Origin of the sequence: Facklamia sp. P12937 (assembly GCF_050409505.1) — a bacterium.
Taxonomy (GTDB): Bacteria; Bacillota; Bacilli; order Lactobacillales; family Aerococcaceae; genus Facklamia.
Map to the genome: position 1 here is coordinate 30,470 of NZ_JBNUPI010000007.1, position 18,127 is coordinate 48,596.

The 18,127-nt window shown below is 36.9% G+C and carries 15 protein-coding genes; 13 read left to right on the forward strand and 2 right to left on the reverse strand.

What is annotated here, in order from left to right:
* Positions 1 to 9: 9 nt before the first annotated feature.
* The 11 genes from ACQV2R_RS03795 to ileS all read left to right on the forward strand — a co-directional run bounded on the left by ACQV2R_RS03795 (position 10) and on the right by ileS (position 14,238).
* Positions 10 to 1,518, forward strand: a complete 1,509-nt coding sequence (locus tag ACQV2R_RS03795; protein WP_428873867.1) for a UDP-N-acetylmuramoyl-L-alanyl-D-glutamate--2,6-diaminopimelate ligase — start codon at positions 10 to 12, stop codon at positions 1,516 to 1,518.
* Positions 1,506 to 2,465: a phospho-N-acetylmuramoyl-pentapeptide-transferase gene (mraY, locus tag ACQV2R_RS03800; RefSeq protein ID WP_428873868.1), complete on the forward strand. Its 960-nt coding sequence runs from the start codon at positions 1,506 to 1,508 to the stop codon at positions 2,463 to 2,465. The genes ACQV2R_RS03795 and mraY overlap by 13 nt, the downstream gene beginning before the upstream one ends.
* Positions 2,466 to 2,497: 32 nt before the next feature.
* Positions 2,498 to 3,856: a UDP-N-acetylmuramoyl-L-alanine--D-glutamate ligase gene (gene murD / locus ACQV2R_RS03805; protein ID WP_428882102.1), complete on the forward strand. Its 1,359-nt coding sequence runs from the start codon at positions 2,498 to 2,500 to the stop codon at positions 3,854 to 3,856.
* Positions 3,857 to 3,867: 11 nt separating this feature from the next.
* Positions 3,868 to 4,980, forward strand: a complete 1,113-nt coding sequence (gene murG / locus ACQV2R_RS03810) for an undecaprenyldiphospho-muramoylpentapeptide beta-N-acetylglucosaminyltransferase (protein WP_428873870.1) — start codon at positions 3,868 to 3,870, stop codon at positions 4,978 to 4,980.
* A 27-nt stretch (positions 4,981 to 5,007) separates the two neighbouring features.
* Entirely contained in the window at positions 5,008 to 6,162 is a 1,155-nt protein-coding gene (locus tag ACQV2R_RS03815) for a cell division protein FtsQ/DivIB (RefSeq protein ID WP_428874976.1), read from the forward strand.
* Between the two features lie 132 nt (positions 6,163 to 6,294).
* Entirely contained in the window at positions 6,295 to 7,872 is a 1,578-nt protein-coding gene (gene ftsA, locus ACQV2R_RS03820; protein ID WP_428873872.1) for a cell division protein FtsA, read from the forward strand.
* Between the two features lie 30 nt (positions 7,873 to 7,902).
* Positions 7,903 to 9,225: a cell division protein FtsZ gene (gene ftsZ, locus ACQV2R_RS03825; RefSeq protein WP_428873873.1), complete on the forward strand. Its 1,323-nt coding sequence runs from the start codon at positions 7,903 to 7,905 to the stop codon at positions 9,223 to 9,225.
* A 66-nt stretch (positions 9,226 to 9,291) separates the two neighbouring features.
* Complete coding sequence (locus tag ACQV2R_RS03830; protein WP_428873874.1) at positions 9,292 to 9,564, forward strand: YggT family protein; 273 nt, start codon at positions 9,292 to 9,294, stop codon at positions 9,562 to 9,564.
* A 3-nt stretch (positions 9,565 to 9,567) separates the two neighbouring features.
* Positions 9,568 to 10,353: an RNA-binding protein gene (locus ACQV2R_RS03835; RefSeq protein ID WP_428873875.1), complete on the forward strand. Its 786-nt coding sequence runs from the start codon at positions 9,568 to 9,570 to the stop codon at positions 10,351 to 10,353.
* A gap of 25 nt (positions 10,354 to 10,378) precedes the next feature.
* Positions 10,379 to 11,179: a DivIVA domain-containing protein gene (locus ACQV2R_RS03840; protein ID WP_428885108.1), complete on the forward strand. Its 801-nt coding sequence runs from the start codon at positions 10,379 to 10,381 to the stop codon at positions 11,177 to 11,179.
* A 269-nt stretch (positions 11,180 to 11,448) separates the two neighbouring features.
* Positions 11,449 to 14,238, forward strand: a complete 2,790-nt coding sequence (gene ileS, locus ACQV2R_RS03845; protein WP_428873877.1) for an isoleucine--tRNA ligase — start codon at positions 11,449 to 11,451, stop codon at positions 14,236 to 14,238.
* A gap of 214 nt (positions 14,239 to 14,452) precedes the next feature.
* Here ileS and ACQV2R_RS03850 read toward each other — a convergent pair whose 3' ends face one another.
* Together ACQV2R_RS03850 and ACQV2R_RS03855 are read right to left on the reverse strand one after the other, a co-directional pair.
* Positions 14,453 to 15,730, reverse strand: coding sequence for a toxic anion resistance protein (locus ACQV2R_RS03850; RefSeq protein WP_428873878.1), 1,278 nt, complete (start codon positions 15,728 to 15,730; stop codon positions 14,453 to 14,455).
* A gap of 4 nt (positions 15,731 to 15,734) precedes the next feature.
* The gene (locus ACQV2R_RS03855) at positions 15,735 to 16,862 is read right to left on the reverse strand and encodes a 5-bromo-4-chloroindolyl phosphate hydrolysis family protein (protein WP_428874982.1); all 1,128 of its coding nucleotides are present in this window, start codon (positions 16,860 to 16,862) and stop codon (positions 15,735 to 15,737) included.
* 172 nt (positions 16,863 to 17,034) lie between these two features.
* Between ACQV2R_RS03855 and ACQV2R_RS03860 the strand changes: the two genes are divergently transcribed.
* Entirely contained in the window at positions 17,035 to 17,616 is a 582-nt protein-coding gene (locus ACQV2R_RS03860) for an NUDIX hydrolase (protein WP_428891848.1), read from the forward strand.
* A 2-nt stretch (positions 17,617 to 17,618) separates the two neighbouring features.
* A complete protein-coding gene (locus ACQV2R_RS03865) occupies positions 17,619 to 18,119 on the forward strand; it encodes a hypothetical protein (protein ID WP_428891849.1) in 501 nt (166 codons plus the stop codon).
* Positions 18,120 to 18,127: the final 8 nt, after the last annotated feature.

Consider the following 18,127-nt stretch of genomic DNA (forward strand, 5'->3'; position numbering starts at 1 on the left):
GGAAATGAAATGCGATTAAATAAACTAATATCAGTTTTAATTAACTACGAACTTTTAGGTGATTTAGATCTTAATAAAGAAATATACGATCTGACCAATGACAGTCGAAAGCTCACTGAAAATGCTGCCTTTATCGCTATAAAAGGTGAAAGGTTTGATGGCCATTCAGTAATTGATCAGCTGATGAAAGAAAACATTTCACTGATAGTAGCCGAAGAATTCTCTTCTAAACAAATAGAAAAGGCTTTGAATAAAAAAATAACGCTAGTCAAAGTCCCTTCAACTTATCGAGCGCAAGCAATACTATCTCATCAATTTTTCGGTCAACCATCTAGCCAGCTTCCTCTAGTAGCGGTTACTGGGACTAACGGAAAAACGACCACCACACATTTGATTTCTCAATTTTTAGAATTATTGAATCATAAGACAGGTGTGATAGGCACCCTGCATTACAAAATTGGCGAGCGTCTGCTTCCGGCTATTAATACAACGCCAGAAGCAGTTAGTTTACAAAAGTATTATAAGTCGATGGTCGAGGAGGGTTGCAGTGATATCATAATTGAGGCCTCTTCTCACGCTTTGTCCTTAGGCCGTCTTTGGTATACCGATGTGGACTGTGCAATTTTTACTAACCTAACTCGAGAACACTTGGATTTTCATAAAACTATGGACAATTATGCTTATGCTAAGAGTTTGCTCTTTGCACAATTGGGACAGAGTTTTCACCATCAAAAACCAAGACTAGCGATTATTAATCAAGATGATCCTTATGCAGATGTAATGAGTCGAGCTACTGGGGCGGTTGTAATTACTTATAGTATGAAAGATCCTCAGGCCACAGTTTATGTGGATGAGCTGACGACAGAAGCTTCAATACAAAAATTCAAGCTTCACTATCAAGCTAGAACTTATCCAGTTGCTTTATCGATGATTGGTGCTTATAATGTTATGAATTATTTAGCAGCCTTTTTGTGTCTGGTAGTTTATTATGGCTATTCAGCTGAACAAATAGTTGATTTGACACCTAGATTAAAAGGTATCACTGGAAGAATGCAAGTTATTGATAAGGGTCAAGATTATCGAGTGGTGATTGATTTTGCACATACACCAGATGCTTTAGAAAATGTCTTAAGTGAATTAAAAGAAACCTCAAACGGAAAATTAAGAGTAATGTTTGGGCATTCCGGAGGTAATAGAGATTCGGCTGCTCGACCTGATTTGGGCGATATTTTATTTAAGTGGGCGGATCATATTGTATTTACGGCAGATAATCCTCGAAATGAACCCATTAAAAAGATTGTTTCTGAAATGGTAAGAGATCATCAAGAAGTTCCTTATGATTTAATTGAAGATCGAAAAAAAGCCATTCATTATTTAGTAAATCATGCCGAAGCTAATGATACACTTCTTTTTGCTGGTAAGGGAGGAGAGGCTTATCAAGTAATTGGTGATGATTATATACCTTATGATGAGGTTGCGATTGTAGAAGAGGAGTTAGAAAACAAATGGAAAAGATGATGCAGTTATTAATGGCTTTTATTAGTTCAGGCCTCTTAACCCTGGCTTTAGTGCCCCTTTTTATCCGTTTATTCTTAAATAAGAAAATGGGACAAGCTATTCGGCAAGAAGGCCCTTCATGGCACCAAGTAAAAACAGGTACTCCCACTATGGGAGGAACGGTGTTTATTGCAGTATCTATAATGATTACTTTGATGTTTGGCTGGCTATTTAATCTACTAGATGCCAATCTCTTGATGATTGTGCTAACTTGGTTATTTTTTGGTGGCATTGGGTTTGCCGATGATTTTATATCTATTTTCACCGGTAAAAATGAAGGGCTAACTGCTAAACAAAAATTTCTATTACAGCTTTTATTTTCTGGTATCGTCGTTCTAGCGGGTTATGTTTTAGGTAAAAGATTTGTATTGCCTATTTTCTCTTTGGAAATTAACTATTTAATAGTTGTAATAGCTTTTGCCTTCTTTTGGATTACTGGTTTTTCCAATGCTGTTAACTTAACCGATGGATTAGACGGTTTAGCCACAGGGTTAAATATCATTGCCTATGGAGCCTACTTTATGTTGGCTATTCGCCTAGAGCAAGCATCCGTTGCTATGGCTTGCTTAATTGTTACAGCAAGCCTTTTATCTTTTTTAATATTTAATCGCAAACCTGCTCAAATTTTCATGGGAGATGTGGGTTCGCTAGCTTTAGGGGCAGGATTAGCAATTATTTCAATACTTTTAAACAACCCATGGTCCCTATTAATCATCGGCATGGTTTTTGTAATAGAAACTTTATCTGTTATCTTACAAGTTGCTTCTTTCAAGACCAGAGGAAAGCGGATCTTTAAGATGTCACCCATTCACCATCACTTTGAAATGATTGGCTGGTCTGAAGAGCTAGTCGTGCTTGTTTTTTGGACAGTAGGATTACTTGCTAGCTTACTCTATTTCATTTTATAATAGGCATAATAAGCGAGAAAGTGTGAAAACAAATGACAAACAAATACGCTGGCCAACATATTCTAGTTATGGGTTATGCCCTAACTGGCAAGAGTGTTGTGAATTACTTACAAAAAGAAAACGCAAAAATTACGCTCAATGACCGAGGGGACCTTTCTCAGGACCCGTCGGTTAATTTGCTATTAAAGTCAGGAGTTAGAGTAGTGGATAAGGGACACCCACTCGAAATATTAGAAGGAATTGACTTTATCGTTAAGACACCTGGGATACCTTATTCATTAGAGCTTATTCAAGAAGCTGAGCATCGTGGGATACCTATTTATACGGATGTTGAGCTAGCATATCGTGAAAGTCTAGCGCCTATTATTGGCATTACAGGCTCTAATGGAAAAACAACCACGACTTGCTTAGCCCACCATCTTCTAGAAGGTTCATGGAAAGGTAAAGTTGAATTAGCAGGAAACGTGGGCGTACCGTCAATTGAAGTGGCTCAAGAAGTAAATGAAACGGACTTAATCGTAATGGAACTATCTTCTTTCCAATTAATGGGTATCCATTCATTTCATCCACATATTGCGGTTTTTACCAATATTCATTCAGCACATTTAGATTACCACGGAACCAGGCAAGACTATATTGCAGCAAAATTAAAACTGATTCAGCAAATGACCGAGAGAGATTATTTAATTTATAATGCCGATCAAGCTGAACTTGAAGAATGGTTGAAGCATTCTCCAGCGATAAAGGTTCCGTTTTCTCGTCACAAACAAGTAAAAGCGGGTGCCTATATTAAAAATCATTCTTTTTATTTTCGAGGTCAAGAAGTCGCTTTAATCGAGCAGTTTAATCTACCTGGCCAGCATAATTTAGAAAACGCGCTAGCCGCAATTGCTATTGCAAAAATTCAAGGGGTAGATAATACAGCTATTCAAGAAAAATTAGCAAACTTTACTGGTATTCGTCATCGTATCCAAGCTCTGGGTACAATCAAGGGGATTGAATTTTATAATGACTCCAAAGCAACCAATACGGCTGCAACCATTACAGCCCTTAAAAGTTTTGACCAAGACATCATTTATATTGGTGGGGGTCTAGATCGTGGAAATGATTTTCAGGACTTAATACCTTATTTAAACAAAGTGAAAGCAGCCTTTTTATACGGTGAATCGAGAGAAAAAATGGCAAAAGATTTTAGACAAGCTAAAATCGAAACAATCAATTTATTTGAAAATTTAGACCAAGCGAGTCAAGCAGCGTTTGCTTATGCTAAAGAAGGACAAATTGTTTTGTTTTCACCAGCATGTGCTTCTTGGGATCAATTTAAGAATTATGAAATTAGAGGTGATCGGTTTATCGAGCAGGTCGAGTCTTTTAAAAGTGCATCAAAATAAAGGAGAAAGAAATGAATAAAGTGAAACGAATTGTTCTTTCGGGTGGTGGAACCGGAGGGCACATTTATCCAGCATTAGCTTTGTATCGAGTATTGAAAGAACGATCCGATGTGGAAGTGCTTTATATTGGAACACAAAGAGGATTGGAGTCGAAAATTGTTCCTCGAGCGGGAATACCTTTTAAAGCAGTCGAAATTACAGGTTTAAAAAGGTCAATTAGTATAGATAATTTAAAATTAATCTTTAAAATGTTTCATTCTACTCATAAGGCAAAGCAAATGATCCGTGATTTCCAACCGGACATTGTACTTGGAACAGGTGGGTATGTGTGTGGACCTGTTTTATTAGCTGCCAGTATGCTTAAAGTTCCGACTATTATTCATGAGCAAAATTCAGTAGCAGGAATTACGAATAAATTTTTAGCTCGTTTTGTTAATAAAATTGCTGTTTGTTTTGAAGAAGCGAGCCATCAATTTGGCAAAAACCAAAATAAAGTAGTTTTAACAGGAAACCCTAGAGGGCAAGAAGTGATATCGACACCGGCAATGCCTCACTGTTTGTCTGAACAATTTGAGTTAAAAGATAATCAACCGACAGTCTTAATTTTTGGAGGCTCTCGTGGAGCACCAGCTATTAATCAAGCAGGAATTGAGTCGCTGGATAAATGGTTAAGCGCTAATTATCAAGTGATTATTGCAACGGGACAAAATCACTTCCAAGAACTGAATGAAGAGATGGTTGAAGAAATTAATCAGAGTAATAATGTTCGAATCGTTCCATATATCGATAATATGCCAAGTGTTTTTCAAGCTATTAATTTGGTTGTTTGTCGAGCTGGAGCAACAACTTTAACTGAGTTAACAGCTCTTGGCTTGCCAAGTATTTTAATACCTAGTCCCTATGTAACAGATAATCACCAAGAACATAATGCCTTATCTTTAGTAAATAACAAGGCGGCTGTTATGATAAAGGAGTCAAAGCTTAGTGGACAGTCTTTATATCAAGAAGTTAGCCAATTAATGGTGGCCCCTGAAGATTTAAAAGTAATGGGTCAGGCGGCTAAAAGCATGGGAATTACGGATGCAAGTGATCGAATCATTCAAATGATGAACGAGATGGTATAACTATTTTAAAAGAGAGGAGGAATAGGGATGGTTAATTACCGGTTACCAGATAAGAACCAGAATCGGCAGAATAAAAGGACAATTTCAGAAAGAAATAATCAGCCAGTAACAGCCCCTATGGGGAATTATCGTTTGGATTCTCAAGGTAAACCTATTCTTCCGACTTCTTTTGAACATTCGCTTAATCAAGAGCGTTTAAATCGATCCAATATATATTCCTTAAATGATTATCGAGATAGTCAACAGCTTGATTATTACAATAGCTCGATGAATGAGCCTTATTATCGAGTAAGGTCTTCACAAAATTATCGTATAGACGCTAATTCTCAAGAGTCATTTGTTTTTAAAAATAGACAAGATGGTCAAAGAATAACCCCTCATAATCCCACTCCTAGCTATTGGTTAGATGGATTACCAAGTAAAGAAGTATTGTTAAAAGGGTTTCCTAAAGGAAAGAGAAAAATTTTTATTCTCTATTTAATTATTTACAGTTTAATGGTTTGGTCTGGATGGCAAATATTACCTTATGATAATGTTAATACACTAAGTGTTTCGGGCAATCAAATCCTTCAGAGTGAGTCAATTCTCAATGGAGTTAAGATTCATTCGATGGATAAGGCAAAAGATATTTTAAAATGGCGCAAAGAAATTGAAGACCATATACTCACTAACAATCCTTTATTGGAGGATGTTCGTATTCAGCGCGACGATTGGAAGGCAATAAACATTATTGTTAAAGAACAAAAAATTGTTGGTATTTACTCTAGCAATGGTAAAAATTATGCGCTGATGAGTAAAGGTTATACTTCAGATGAAGCTGTTATTCAAAATCAATTAATTGCTGAACAAATGGCTCAACTTCCTCTAATTGAAGGGGAGTTTTCAGAAACAGCACTTAAACAACTTGCTATTGCTTTAGATCAGTTCGACACAAGCATTTTAGAAAGGGTTGAGAAAATAACACCTTCTTCCAAACCAGGTAAAGAGGGATATATCGAAATCAAGATGAAGGATGGTAATCTCATAAAAGCAGTGAGTTCAACAGTAGTGGAAAAAATAAATTATTATCCTAAAATGTTAGAACAACTCAACAATCGTAAAGGAATTATTGATCTTGAAGTGGGAGCTTATTTTACGCCTATGGCAAATGAAACTAATTCAGTCAAGCTTAATAATAATTAAGATAAGTATGATTACGAATTGATAACAAGGACTTCTTTTAATTTCATTGGCTTTATGGGTGTGTTAATATAAAAGTACTATAATGTGATAAAAACTCATGTTTTGTGCAAATGAAGGGGGTTCATCACCTGGATGAGAAATCAAGAGATAATTGTTAGTTTAGATATCGGAACAACATCGATTAAAGTTGTTGTTGCTGAGTATATGAACGGACATGTAAATATAATTGGTGTAGGTAATGAAAAATCACGTGGCTTAAGTCGTGGAGTTATTGTCGATATCGATGAGACAGTTCTTTCGATTCAAAAAGCTATTGAGCAAGCAGAGCGTAAAGCCAATGTTAAAATTAATGAAGTGGTCGTTGGGGTGCCTAGTAACAAGTTAGCTATTGATGACTGTCATGGCATGATAGCTGTAGCAAGTGAAAACCGCGAAATAACCTCGCGCGATGTAGATAATGTTATTTCGGCAGCAAAAGTACGTTCTGTTCCACCTGAGCGAGAAGTAATTGCCATTCTACCAGAAGAGTTCATTGTTGATGGTTTCAATGGTATTCGTGATCCTCGCGGAATGATTGGCGTTCGTTTAGAACTTTATGCCCGGTTAATGACAGGGCCACGTACCATTATTCATAATATTAGACGGTGTGTTGAAAAAGCAGGTCTTTCAATTTCTGAGTTTGTTATTCAGCCGCAAGCAATTGCAACCACCGCTTTAAATCAAGATGAGCGAGAATTTGGTACAGTGATTATTGATATGGGGGGCGGCCAAACTTCAGCTTCGATTATTTACGATAATCAATTGAAATATTCCTTTGTAGATCAAGAAGGCGGAGACTATGTCACTAAGGACATATCGGTTATTTTAAATACTTCACTAGATTCTGCTGAACGCATAAAACGTGAATACGGCTATGCCATTTCTAGTCAAACTTCACCAGAAGAGTATTTCCCGGTTGAAACAGTCGGCCGTAAAGAACCTGTTCGTGTAGACGAGCGCTATTTATCTGAAATTATTGAAGCTCGCTTAGTTCAAATTTTTGAAACTATTCATGAGGATCTTGAAGCTGTTGATGCTTTGGATTTACCGGGAGGCTTTGTCTTAACTGGGGGCGCTTCTTCTTTACCAGGCGTATTAGAATTGGCCAAAAAGTACTTTGGGCCACAAGTTCGTGTATATATCCCAGAACAAATGGGACTGCGCAACCCTGTCTATACGACCAGTATGGGGATGGTTGAATATGTGTCAAAATTAGACGAAGTGCATCAAATCGCTCAGGCAACTTTCCGAGCACAAAGGGTTCAGCACGCTGCAGCTAGGGATGCTGGTCCACTAATTTCCAATCCGTATGACGGGGGCCAAGGTCGTCCTTATGGTGAGTCAGATAACTCATATTATCAAGCTCGTAATGGCGGCGGACAACGAGGAGGGCTTCAAGGAGGATTTAGTAATCAAAGTCAAGCTCGACAAAAACCTAAAAGTCCTTCATTATCGCAACCCCATCCTAATGGTCAAGCTTTTTCAAATAATTCCAGTCACTCAGATTATTATGCCTACAACGATAGCCAAGCGCAATCTTATAATAATTATCCATCAGAAGACCAATATTCTGAAGAAGAATGGATGGATGCTTCGACTAAAAACCCATCAACTAACGAGGGTGGTTTTGTAAATAAATTAAGAGCATATTTTCAAACGTTTTTTGACTAATTAAGACAGCACAAGAGGAGGAATTTATTAATGGAATTATCATTTGATCCAACGGTTAATCCTGAAGGAGCAGTTATCAAAGTTATTGGTGTAGGGGGAGCAGGTGGCAATGCTGTCAACCGAATGATTTCCGAAGATGTTCAAGGAGTTGAATTCATCGTCGCTAACACTGACACACAGGCTTTAAAAAGTTCTCAAGCAGAAACTAAAATTCAATTAGGTCCAAAAGTTACTAAAGGCTTAGGAGCTGGCTCGATTCCTGAAATAGGATTAAGAGCCGCTGAAGAATCAGAAGAGCAATTACGACAAGTCCTTGAAGGGTCAGACCTTGTTTTTGTCACTGCTGGAATGGGTGGAGGAACTGGAACGGGTGCTGCACCTGTTGTCGCTCGTATTGCAAAAGAATTAGGTGCTTTGACAGTTGGAGTCGTAACCCGTCCTTTCACTTTTGAAGGTCCAAAGCGCGGTCGCTTTGCTGCTGAAGGATTACAAAACCTCAAGGAAGCTGTTGACACTTTAGTAGTCATCTCAAACAATCGATTGCTAGAAGTGGTAGATCGAAAAACACCAATGATGGAAGCTTTCTCTGAAGCAGATAATGTTTTACGCCAAGGTGTTCAGGGGATTTCTGATTTGATTGTCGCTCCTGGTTTTATTAACTTGGACTTTGCAGACGTGAAAACCGTTATGAAGGATCAAGGAACAGCTTTAATGGGAATTGGTACAGCTGCCGGGGAAAACCGCACAGCAGAAGCGACTAAGAAAGCTATTTCTTCTCCATTATTAGAAGTTTCAATTGATGGAGCTCAACAAATTCTACTGAATGTAACAGGTGGACCGGACTTAAGCTTATTTGAAGCACAAGATGCAAGTGATATTATTTCTTCTGCTTCTAGCGAAGATGTCAATATTATCTTTGGTACTTCAATTAATGAGAGCTTAGGTGATGAGGTGGTTGTTACTGTAATTGCTACCGGAATTGATGCTGAAAAGAATACCATCAATAAACAACAAGCAATGCGTCAAAACCGTCCGAATTTCTCTCATAACAACACTTTCTCGACAAACGAAAGTACCCCATCTGCATCAAGTTCCCCATCGATGAATTCATCTGACCGCTCAATCAACTTAAAACAAGCAAATCAAAAAGAGACTGAACGTGATTTATTCAGTGATTGGGATATTAAACGCGAACAAATTACCCGTGATGTGGCAGATATTGAACCTAAGGAAAAAAAGGTTGAAAGAACCTTTGAAAGATCGGAATCAGAAAGTAAGGTACGTCAAGCGGAATCTGACGAGCAAGACGAATTAGAAACACCTCCTTTCTTCCGTAAAAGAAATCGTCATTAATTTTCTTAGAGGAAGCAGCAGTGTTTCCTCTTTTCACCAATTTTTAGCAATAAAGTCGGAGGTATTATGAATTTAAATGCAATTATCCAATTTGTGTCTACAATTTTTCGTGTCTATCAATGGGTCTTGATACTCTATGCCTTACTCTCCTGGTTACCCGGAGCAAGAGAAAGTTCGATTGGACGAATGATTGATCGTCTGGCAAGTCCATATCTCGATATTTTTGATCGCTATATTCCACCCATTGGTCCTATTTCAATCAATGTGATCATCGCTCTCTTCACATTGACTTTTATTGAGCAGGGCGTCATTTGGTTGATTATTACCATTTTAGGCTAGTAAATGAAAGAGTCTATTTATCAGCATTATCGTAAGGAAGAAATTCCTTTTGTAGACCAAGTTTATGATTGGATCGATCAAGTTGACCGTCTTTATACTCCCGTCTTAACATCTTTTTTAACGCCGAGAGAAGCAACTATTCTAAAAAACATTGTTAACGGCCGTGATGAGATGAATTATCATTTAGATGGAGGATATGAAGAAAGTGAGCGTAAGAGAGCCTTAATCTATCCTAACTACTATCTATTGGATTTAGCAGATTTAGAATTAGGATTCTTGGAAATTACTTACCCCATTAAATTTGCTGAACTGTCTCATGGTAAAATACTTGGAACCATTCTCTCAACAGGGATTGAGCGGGGAAGGATAGGAGATATTATCACTGATAGTCAGGCATGGCAGCTAGTAGTTGATTTAAAAATGCAAACTTATTTAATGGATGAAGTAAAAAAGATAGCCAATGTAGGAGTCCATTTGAATCCCATAAAACGAGGGAACCTTTTGCAATCGATTGATGAATGGGAAGAAGCAACAGTCATTGTATCTTCTCTGAGATTAGATAGTTTAATATCTAAGGTATATAATATTTCGCGCCAAAGAGCCAAGGATGCAGTTAAAGCAGGACAAGTTAAAATTAATTTTACTGAGATAGATCGAAGTGATACTTTGGTTGGTATTTCTGATATTGTTTCACTCAGGCATTTTGGGCGCTTTCGTATTCAGTCAGTAGATGGTAAAACGAAAAAAGATAATTTTAGACTATCCATTGATTTGTTAAAAGTATCGTAAAATTTATAAAAAAGGAAGGATCTTTATGACAATTACACCAAATGATATTTTAGAAAAAGAATTTAATAATAAGTTCCGTGGCTATGATCCAGAACAAGTAAATGATTTTTTAGATATTGTGCGCGTAGAGTTAGAGAAAAAACTAGAAGAAAATCACAATTTAACGCGTGATTTAGCAGAAGCTAAAGATAAAATTGACTATTTTTCACAATTACAAGAATCTTTAAATTCTTCAATTATTATTGCACAAGAAGCAGCAGAACGTCTAAAACAAAATGCTCGTAAGGAAGCAGAATTAATTCTCTATGAAGCTGAAAGTGAAGCAGGACGAGTAATTGATGAAGCGAATGCGCAATCAAATGAAATTTTTGAAGAGGCAGAGAGGTTGAGAAGTGTAACGAAAAAATATCGTCAAGAATTACGTCGTTTAATTGAAAATCAATTATCCATTGTAAATAACACTTCATTTGAAGATTTGTTTGATGGTACCGCTTTAACACCTGCTCAGACACGTGAACAAAGATCAGTAACGAGTAATCGTCTGGAAGATTTAGAACAAAATGCTAAGCTTGAAGCCATAGATAGTGAAGAAAATGAAGATTTATCTATGACGCAAGTTTTTGATTTGAATGACTTAAGGGAAATTCATGTGGATGAAAAAGATGAAGATTCTTCTGAGTCTATGAAAACTATGCCTTTAAGTCGTGAAGAATTAGAGGCTTTTGAACGAAATCATTCATCAGATAGAGACTCTGATGAAGCAGAAAAATCTGATGAAGCCTTACATGGTGAAACAATTCGTATTGACCTTCCAACAGAAGACTAATATAATTAAGAAAATTATTGGTAAAAGCTGAGATAGAAACAAGAAGATGGATATAATACATTAGCGACTTGAGGATGGTGCAAGCTCAAGAGTCCCTGTATCTTTCTTTATCATTCTATTCAATGACTAGTGAGTCAAAGTTGACTAGCTAGATCCGCTTCAAAAGCGTTATCATGAAGAGTGAATAGTTTAACTATTAAATTGGGTGGTACCGCGTATTTGACGTCCCTTCTTAGGAAGGGGCTTTTTTTATAGAGAGGAGAAAACTAATGAAATTAAAAGATACTTTGCACCTTGGAAAAACATCCTTTGATATGCGAGCGAATCTTCCTGTTAAAGAGGTAAGCTTACAAAAAGAATGGCAAGAAGCTGATGTTTATCACAAAATGTTAGAAAAAAATATGGATTCAGAACCATGGATTCTACACGATGGTCCGCCATATGCCAATGGTCGCGTACATATGGGACATGCGTTCAATAAAGTTTCAAAAGACTTTATTACACGTTTTCGTTCAATGACAGGCCATTATTCTCCATATGTCCCTGGTTGGGATACTCATGGTTTACCAATTGAGTCAGCCTTACAGAAGAATGAAGGTGTGAATCGTAAAGAACACTCAACAGCAGAATTTCGTAAACTTTGCGAAGCCTATGCTTTAAAACAAGTTGAAGGTCAAAAAGAAAGCTTTATGCGCTTGGGAGTTAATGGGGATTGGGAAAATCCATACTTAACTTTGCAACCTAAATATGAAGCACAGCAATTACGTATTTTTGGACAAATGGCTGATAAAGGCTATATCTATAAAGGTGCGAAGCCGGTATACTGGTCCTGGTCGTCAGAATCTTCATTAGCTGAAGCTGAAGTTGAATATCAAGACGTAAGCTCACCTTCAATTTATGTAGCTTTCAAAGTGAAAGACGGTGGTGGCATCCTTCCTCAAGAAGCAGAATTTATTATTTGGACGACTACACCATGGACATTACCTGCTAACCTAGGGATTTCTGTTTTAGGACAGGCTAATTATGTGCAAGTCGCAGTTGGCGGCCGTCACTTTATTGTCGCTGAAGATTTATTAGAAGTAGTAGCATCGACGCTTGAATGGGAAAATTATCCAGTCGAAGCACATTATAAGGGGCAAGATTTTGACCGTTTGACTGCTCAACACCCATTCTATGACCGTGAATCCTTACTAATGGTAGGCGATCATGTTACTTTAGAAACAGGTACGGGATTAGTTCATACGGCTCCTGGTCACGGTGAAGATGACTATTGGATTGGTTTAGAGTATGGTTTGGATATTTTGTCGCCAGTAGATGGTAGAGGACATTTTACAAAAGAAGCGCCTGGTTTGGAAGGTGTCTTTTATTTGAAAGGTCAAAAGCAAATTGTTAAGACCTTAAAAGAAAATGGTAGCCTCTTGCATTATTCAGAATTTGTTCACTCTTATCCGCACGATTGGCGAACTAAAAAGCCGGTTATCTACCGTGCAACGCCTCAATGGTTTGCTTCGATTGATAAATTCCGTGAAGAACTGCTTGATAATGTTGAAAATGCAGTCACTTGGCACCATCCATCGGGTAAACGTCGTATTTATAATATGATTCGTGACCGTGGCGACTGGGTAATTTCTCGTCAACGTGTTTGGGGAGTGCCTTTACCAATTTTCTACGCAGAAAACGGAGAAGCTATTTTAGAATTAGATATTGTCAATCATGTAGCCGATTTAGTAGAAGAACATGGAACGAACATTTGGTTTGAGTGGGAGGCAAAAGACCTTTTACCAGAAGGCTTCCAACATCCTGCTTCGCCAAATGGTCAATTTACAAAAGAAATGGATATTATGGATGTATGGTTCGATTCGGGTACATCGTATGCTGGCGTTTTACAAGCGCGAGAAGATTTAAACTTCCCAGCTGATTTATACCTTGAAGGTTCTGACCAATATCGTGGTTGGTTTAACTCATCGTTCACTACCTCTGTGGCTGTCAATGGTTTTCCACCATACAAGGCGGTTCTTTCACAAGGTTTTGTAAATGACGGTAAGGGTCAAAAGATGTCTAAGTCTTTAGGAAATGTTATTGATCCAGTTGAAGTAATGAATGATTTAGGAGCAGATATTATTCGTTTGTGGGTCGCTTCTGTGGACTATGAAGCTGATGTACGTGTCTCTAATGAAATCCTCAAACAAGTCTCTGAATCCTATCGTAAGATTCGTAACACGCTTCGTTTTATGTTAGGTCTTGTGAATGATTATCATCCAGCTGAAAATGCCGTTCCTAAGGAAGAACTCACCAATCTCGATCAATATATGAATGCTAACTTTAACTTGTTTAAAGCGGATATCTTAGAAGCTTATGACAAGTATAGGTTCCCAGAACTTTATAAGCGCACTATGAACTTTATTTCTTCTGATCTTTCAGCTTTCTATTTAAATGTGGCTAAAGATATTGTATATATTGAAGCTAAAGATAGTCATGCGCGCCGTTCCATGCAAACAGTGATTTATCAAATAGTTCATGATATGTTAATTTTATTGACACCATTAATTGTACATACAGCTGAAGAAGCATGGAAAGATTTACCAGCGGTAGATGGTTTTATTCAATTAGCTGAAATGCCTAAGGCAGAACAGCTTGAGCAAGCTAGAGAGATTGTTGCTAAATGGGATGTCTTTTTTAAATTACAAACAGGAGTAAACAAGGCTCTCGAAGAAGCTAAGAATCAGCCAGAACAGGCAATTAAGAAATCCTTTGAGGCAGCCGTTTCACTATATATTAATGAAGAAGATCAAAAAGCCTTCGATTTACTAAGTGATCAGCCTGCACAATTATTTACTGTATCACAATTAAACGTTCAATCCATTAATCAAGCACCACAAGATGCACATTCGTTTGAAGATTATGCCGTGAAAGTTGATTTTGCAAAAGGAGATGTTTGTGATCGTTGTCGTGCAGTAAGACCAGAAGTCGGCACAATTGAAGGAGCAGAAGAACTTTGTCATCGCTGCCATGAAATTGTGAAAGCGGACTATCCTGAATATTTTGAGAATAAGGAATAACTTTATTAAAAAAAAAAGACAGGGCCAAAGCCCTAAAAAACAGTGGCGAATTGATATGAGATTCGCCACTGTTTTTGTCGTTTAATAAATAAAAATAGTGAATAACAAGCCCTAAAAGCTGGGGAAATTCATAGATAATGGGCTGATTTTTGTCGTATTTAGGACTTTTTACCTAGTTTCTTTTAATACTCCTAAAGAGTGTTTAAAGTAAAAATTAAAAATCATCAAAATAATTATCTTGTGACGTTTTAGGATTCATAGCTTGTTGTTTTTGTTCATTTGAAATAGCTAATAACCGTTCTTGCAGTTGACTTTCCATTGATTCTAATTCTATTTGAGCGGCTTGTCTTTGCTGTCGTCCTTCAGCTTGAATTTGTAATGTTGTTTCAATCGTTTCGATCAAATCAGCCTGCGTTTTTTGTAAGGTTTCGATATCGATAATACCTCTTTCAGTTTCTCTAGCTGTATCAATGGCCGATTGTTTCAGCATAGCGGAATTGCGACGTAACAAATCATTGGTTGTTTCTGAGACCATTCTTTGAGAAGTGGCAGCGTCTTGCTGTCTCAAAAGTGCAAGGGCAATGGTAATTTGATTTTCCCAAAGAGGAATAGAGGTATGAACAGAGGCTTGAATTTTTTCAGCCAAGGCTTGGTTAGTATTTTGAATCATCCGAATTTGTGGAGCTTGCTGGATAGTCATTTGACGGGTAAGTCTTAGATCATGGGTGCGTTTGTCTAAACGATCTAAAAATTGGTTAAGGTCATGGACTTCCTGCACATCCATTTGGCTATTGCTTTCTTGAGCTTTTTTAATAGCTTGAGGAATCGTTTTGGATTGTAATTCTTCAATTTTAACTTCACCCGCTGCAATATAGACATTTAAAGCCTCAAAGTAGTCTTTGTTCTTTTGATAGAGTGTTTCTAACATCATATTGTCATTGAGTAATTCGTTTTTTTCTCTTTCTAAACGAATAACGACTTTGTCTAATTGATTACCGATTTTTTGATATTTCATTTGGGTATCAGAGATGGAGGTACGGACTTGGCCAAAAACTTTTTGAAAAAGATTAGGTCGACTGGTTAACTCCTTAGGATTCGACTGTTGTAAGGTAGTCATTAAATCCGTTAAAACATCACCGACTTCACCCGTATCTTTAAGTTGGACATTATGTAGCATTGAATGGGAGAATTCTGACAAACGCTTTTGTGCTTTAGCCCCATAGGTGATAACAGCAGAAAGGTTTTTCTCGTCAATCTGCTGGGCGAGTTTACGTGCTTGAGCTTGACGATTTTTACTCAAGCGGTCAATTGTTTTCTCATTGGTAACTTTTTTCTGTGAAAGAATTGAAGCTTTTGATAATTCGCTTTGCAAAGATTGAATGGGTTCAATCCGATCTTCTTCTTGGTCAAAGGGATCCGTCAGAAGATCATCAATTTCATCAAAAGAAGTGGCTTGAGTTAAATCCTGATTATTTGAGTTTAGTTCATTCATCGCTTTATTCTCCTTCATTATCTAGTTCTTTAAGCTCTTCAAAAGGGTCATCCATATCAAAATTATCCATTTTAGATTTTTTTGAATTTTGGCTGAATCGATTTGTTTGATTATTAGATTCATTATGTAACATTCGGTCGGCTAGTTTCAAGCCATCTTCCAATTCTTGATAGGTTTCGGAGTGAAATTTCAAATAATCCTCAACAATTTCTTGACTCAACTGATCGATTGTTTGGGCGCTTTTTTCTAAAATTAAATAGCTTTGCTTATTTTTTGCCACATGTGAATTAATTTCATTATATTTTTCTAATAGATCGTCTAACTGTGGAAGATAATTGATGAGGAAATCAGAAGCATCCAGTCGACGATTGGGCTCTTCAACGATATCTTTAAAGTAATTCTTTGAAACTTTGACGATATTGTGTCGGATTTCAATGGCGCGCATTTTAGCCGTTTTTTGAAAGTTGGCTTCAATATTAATAATCTGTTTACGCGAATCAGCCATTTGACTTCTGAAAGCTTCAATTTCTTGTTTACTTAAGCCTGCTGCTTGATAATGCTCTAGCATGTTGCGACTAGGCTTTTTGTGAGTAGGATGGAAAAATGACTTCCTGTGGGTTTTAAATGTATTCGGTTTTGTTATAAGCGCTAAAAAAGCAACCCCAGCTGAACAAAATAGAATAGCAATGCTTAGATAATATAAGCTAATGGCAGAAGCAGTAAAATAACTCTCTAAACCAATATAACCATAAGATTGGGATTGACTACTAGCAATAGCCAGACCCACTAATAAGGTAAGGACTTGACCAACATAATAGAAAAACCAAATCCATGCCGCAGAATTTATTTTACGAATAAAGTAAAAGAGAAAGGCTAAGAGAAGCCATCCGGCAACAATAGCTAAAGTGGAATAGACGAGGGCCATTATATAGTAGCTATTATAAAAAATGAATGTTAAAACATGCTCCATCACAATTAAAGAAAGTAAGGCAAGGATATTTTTCTTCAAAGTAACCGTCCAAATATCAGATAAATGATTTCCTTTTTTAACAAAATGATTGAATTTGCGAACAATATTTAGCAGAGGGCCTGCTAATAAGAATATAAAAATTATATTGATTAAAGCTAACATGATTGCAACCTCCCTTTTATTAATTTTAGAATACCATAACTAGAAAAAAGTCTTATCGGACTTGAGGCCTATTCTTAAACTTAACCATTGAAAAGACTTGAAAGAAAGAATAGTAGTCGCTAAACTGAGTAGGAATTAATAGCTAAGGAAATAGTTTTAAGAGGTGAAAATTATGAAAGATAAGGCAGAGACAATTTCATTTATCAAAAATAATGAAACACTATCTGTTAACCAAATCTACGATGGGGCCATTTTACAACTCTATCAAAATGAAGTACGTCTACCCAACGGTCAAACGGCAAAACGTGAGTTGATTCATCACCTGCCAGCAGTGGGTATATTAGCTGAAACAAAAAACAATGAAATTGTCCTGGTTAAACAGTATCGTCCGGCTATTGCTGATGAAATTTACGAAATCCCAGCTGGAATTATCGATCAAGTAGAAGGTCAACTCGAAGAGCCTCTTATAGCCGCCAAACGTGAGTTAAATGAAGAAACGGGTTACGCTTCAGCAGAGTGGATATTTAATTCTAAATTTTATATTTCACCGGGTTATATTGATGAGGCCATATACCTTTTCTTTGCTAAATCCATTGAAGAGGCAAAAGAAAAGCTAGATCAAGATGAAAATGAAGAAGTTTCGCATTACTTATTTACGGCCCAACAAGTGAGGGAAATGATTAATAATGGTGAAATCATTGATTTAAAAACTTTATATGCTTTAAGCATTTGGTTAAATAGTTTGGAGGTTTAGTTATGGGACTATTTTCAAGTAAAAAGAAAAAACACGACGATTATCAAGCTTATTTAAATTATGAGCAAGAAGGAAATGATCGTTTAAATCATCAGCCTTCTTCAAACAATCAAGTGGATTGCTTTGATCGGTCGATCTATTCAGAAGATAGTGAGCTCTACCACGAATTTGTTAATCGGGCAGAAGCGATGGATGATTCACAACCTTATCCAAATTATTATGAGGAAGTGACTTCACAATTTGATAGTCAGAATGACTTTGACATGACTAATGAGATGGATGCAGAAGGAGATGGAGTATACAAAGCTTTTAATGAGCAATCAGTTGATAAAGACCAAGCAAGTTCACTCGAGGATTATCACCATCAATCAATGGGGGAAGATATTAGTTCTATTAGAAAAAGAGCTAAATATTCAGCTAAAATTGACCGTTTTTTAAATAATGGCATTATCATAGTAGGTGTTCTATTAGTCTTAGTTTTGTTAATCGCTTTTTTGGCATAGGAGGGGTG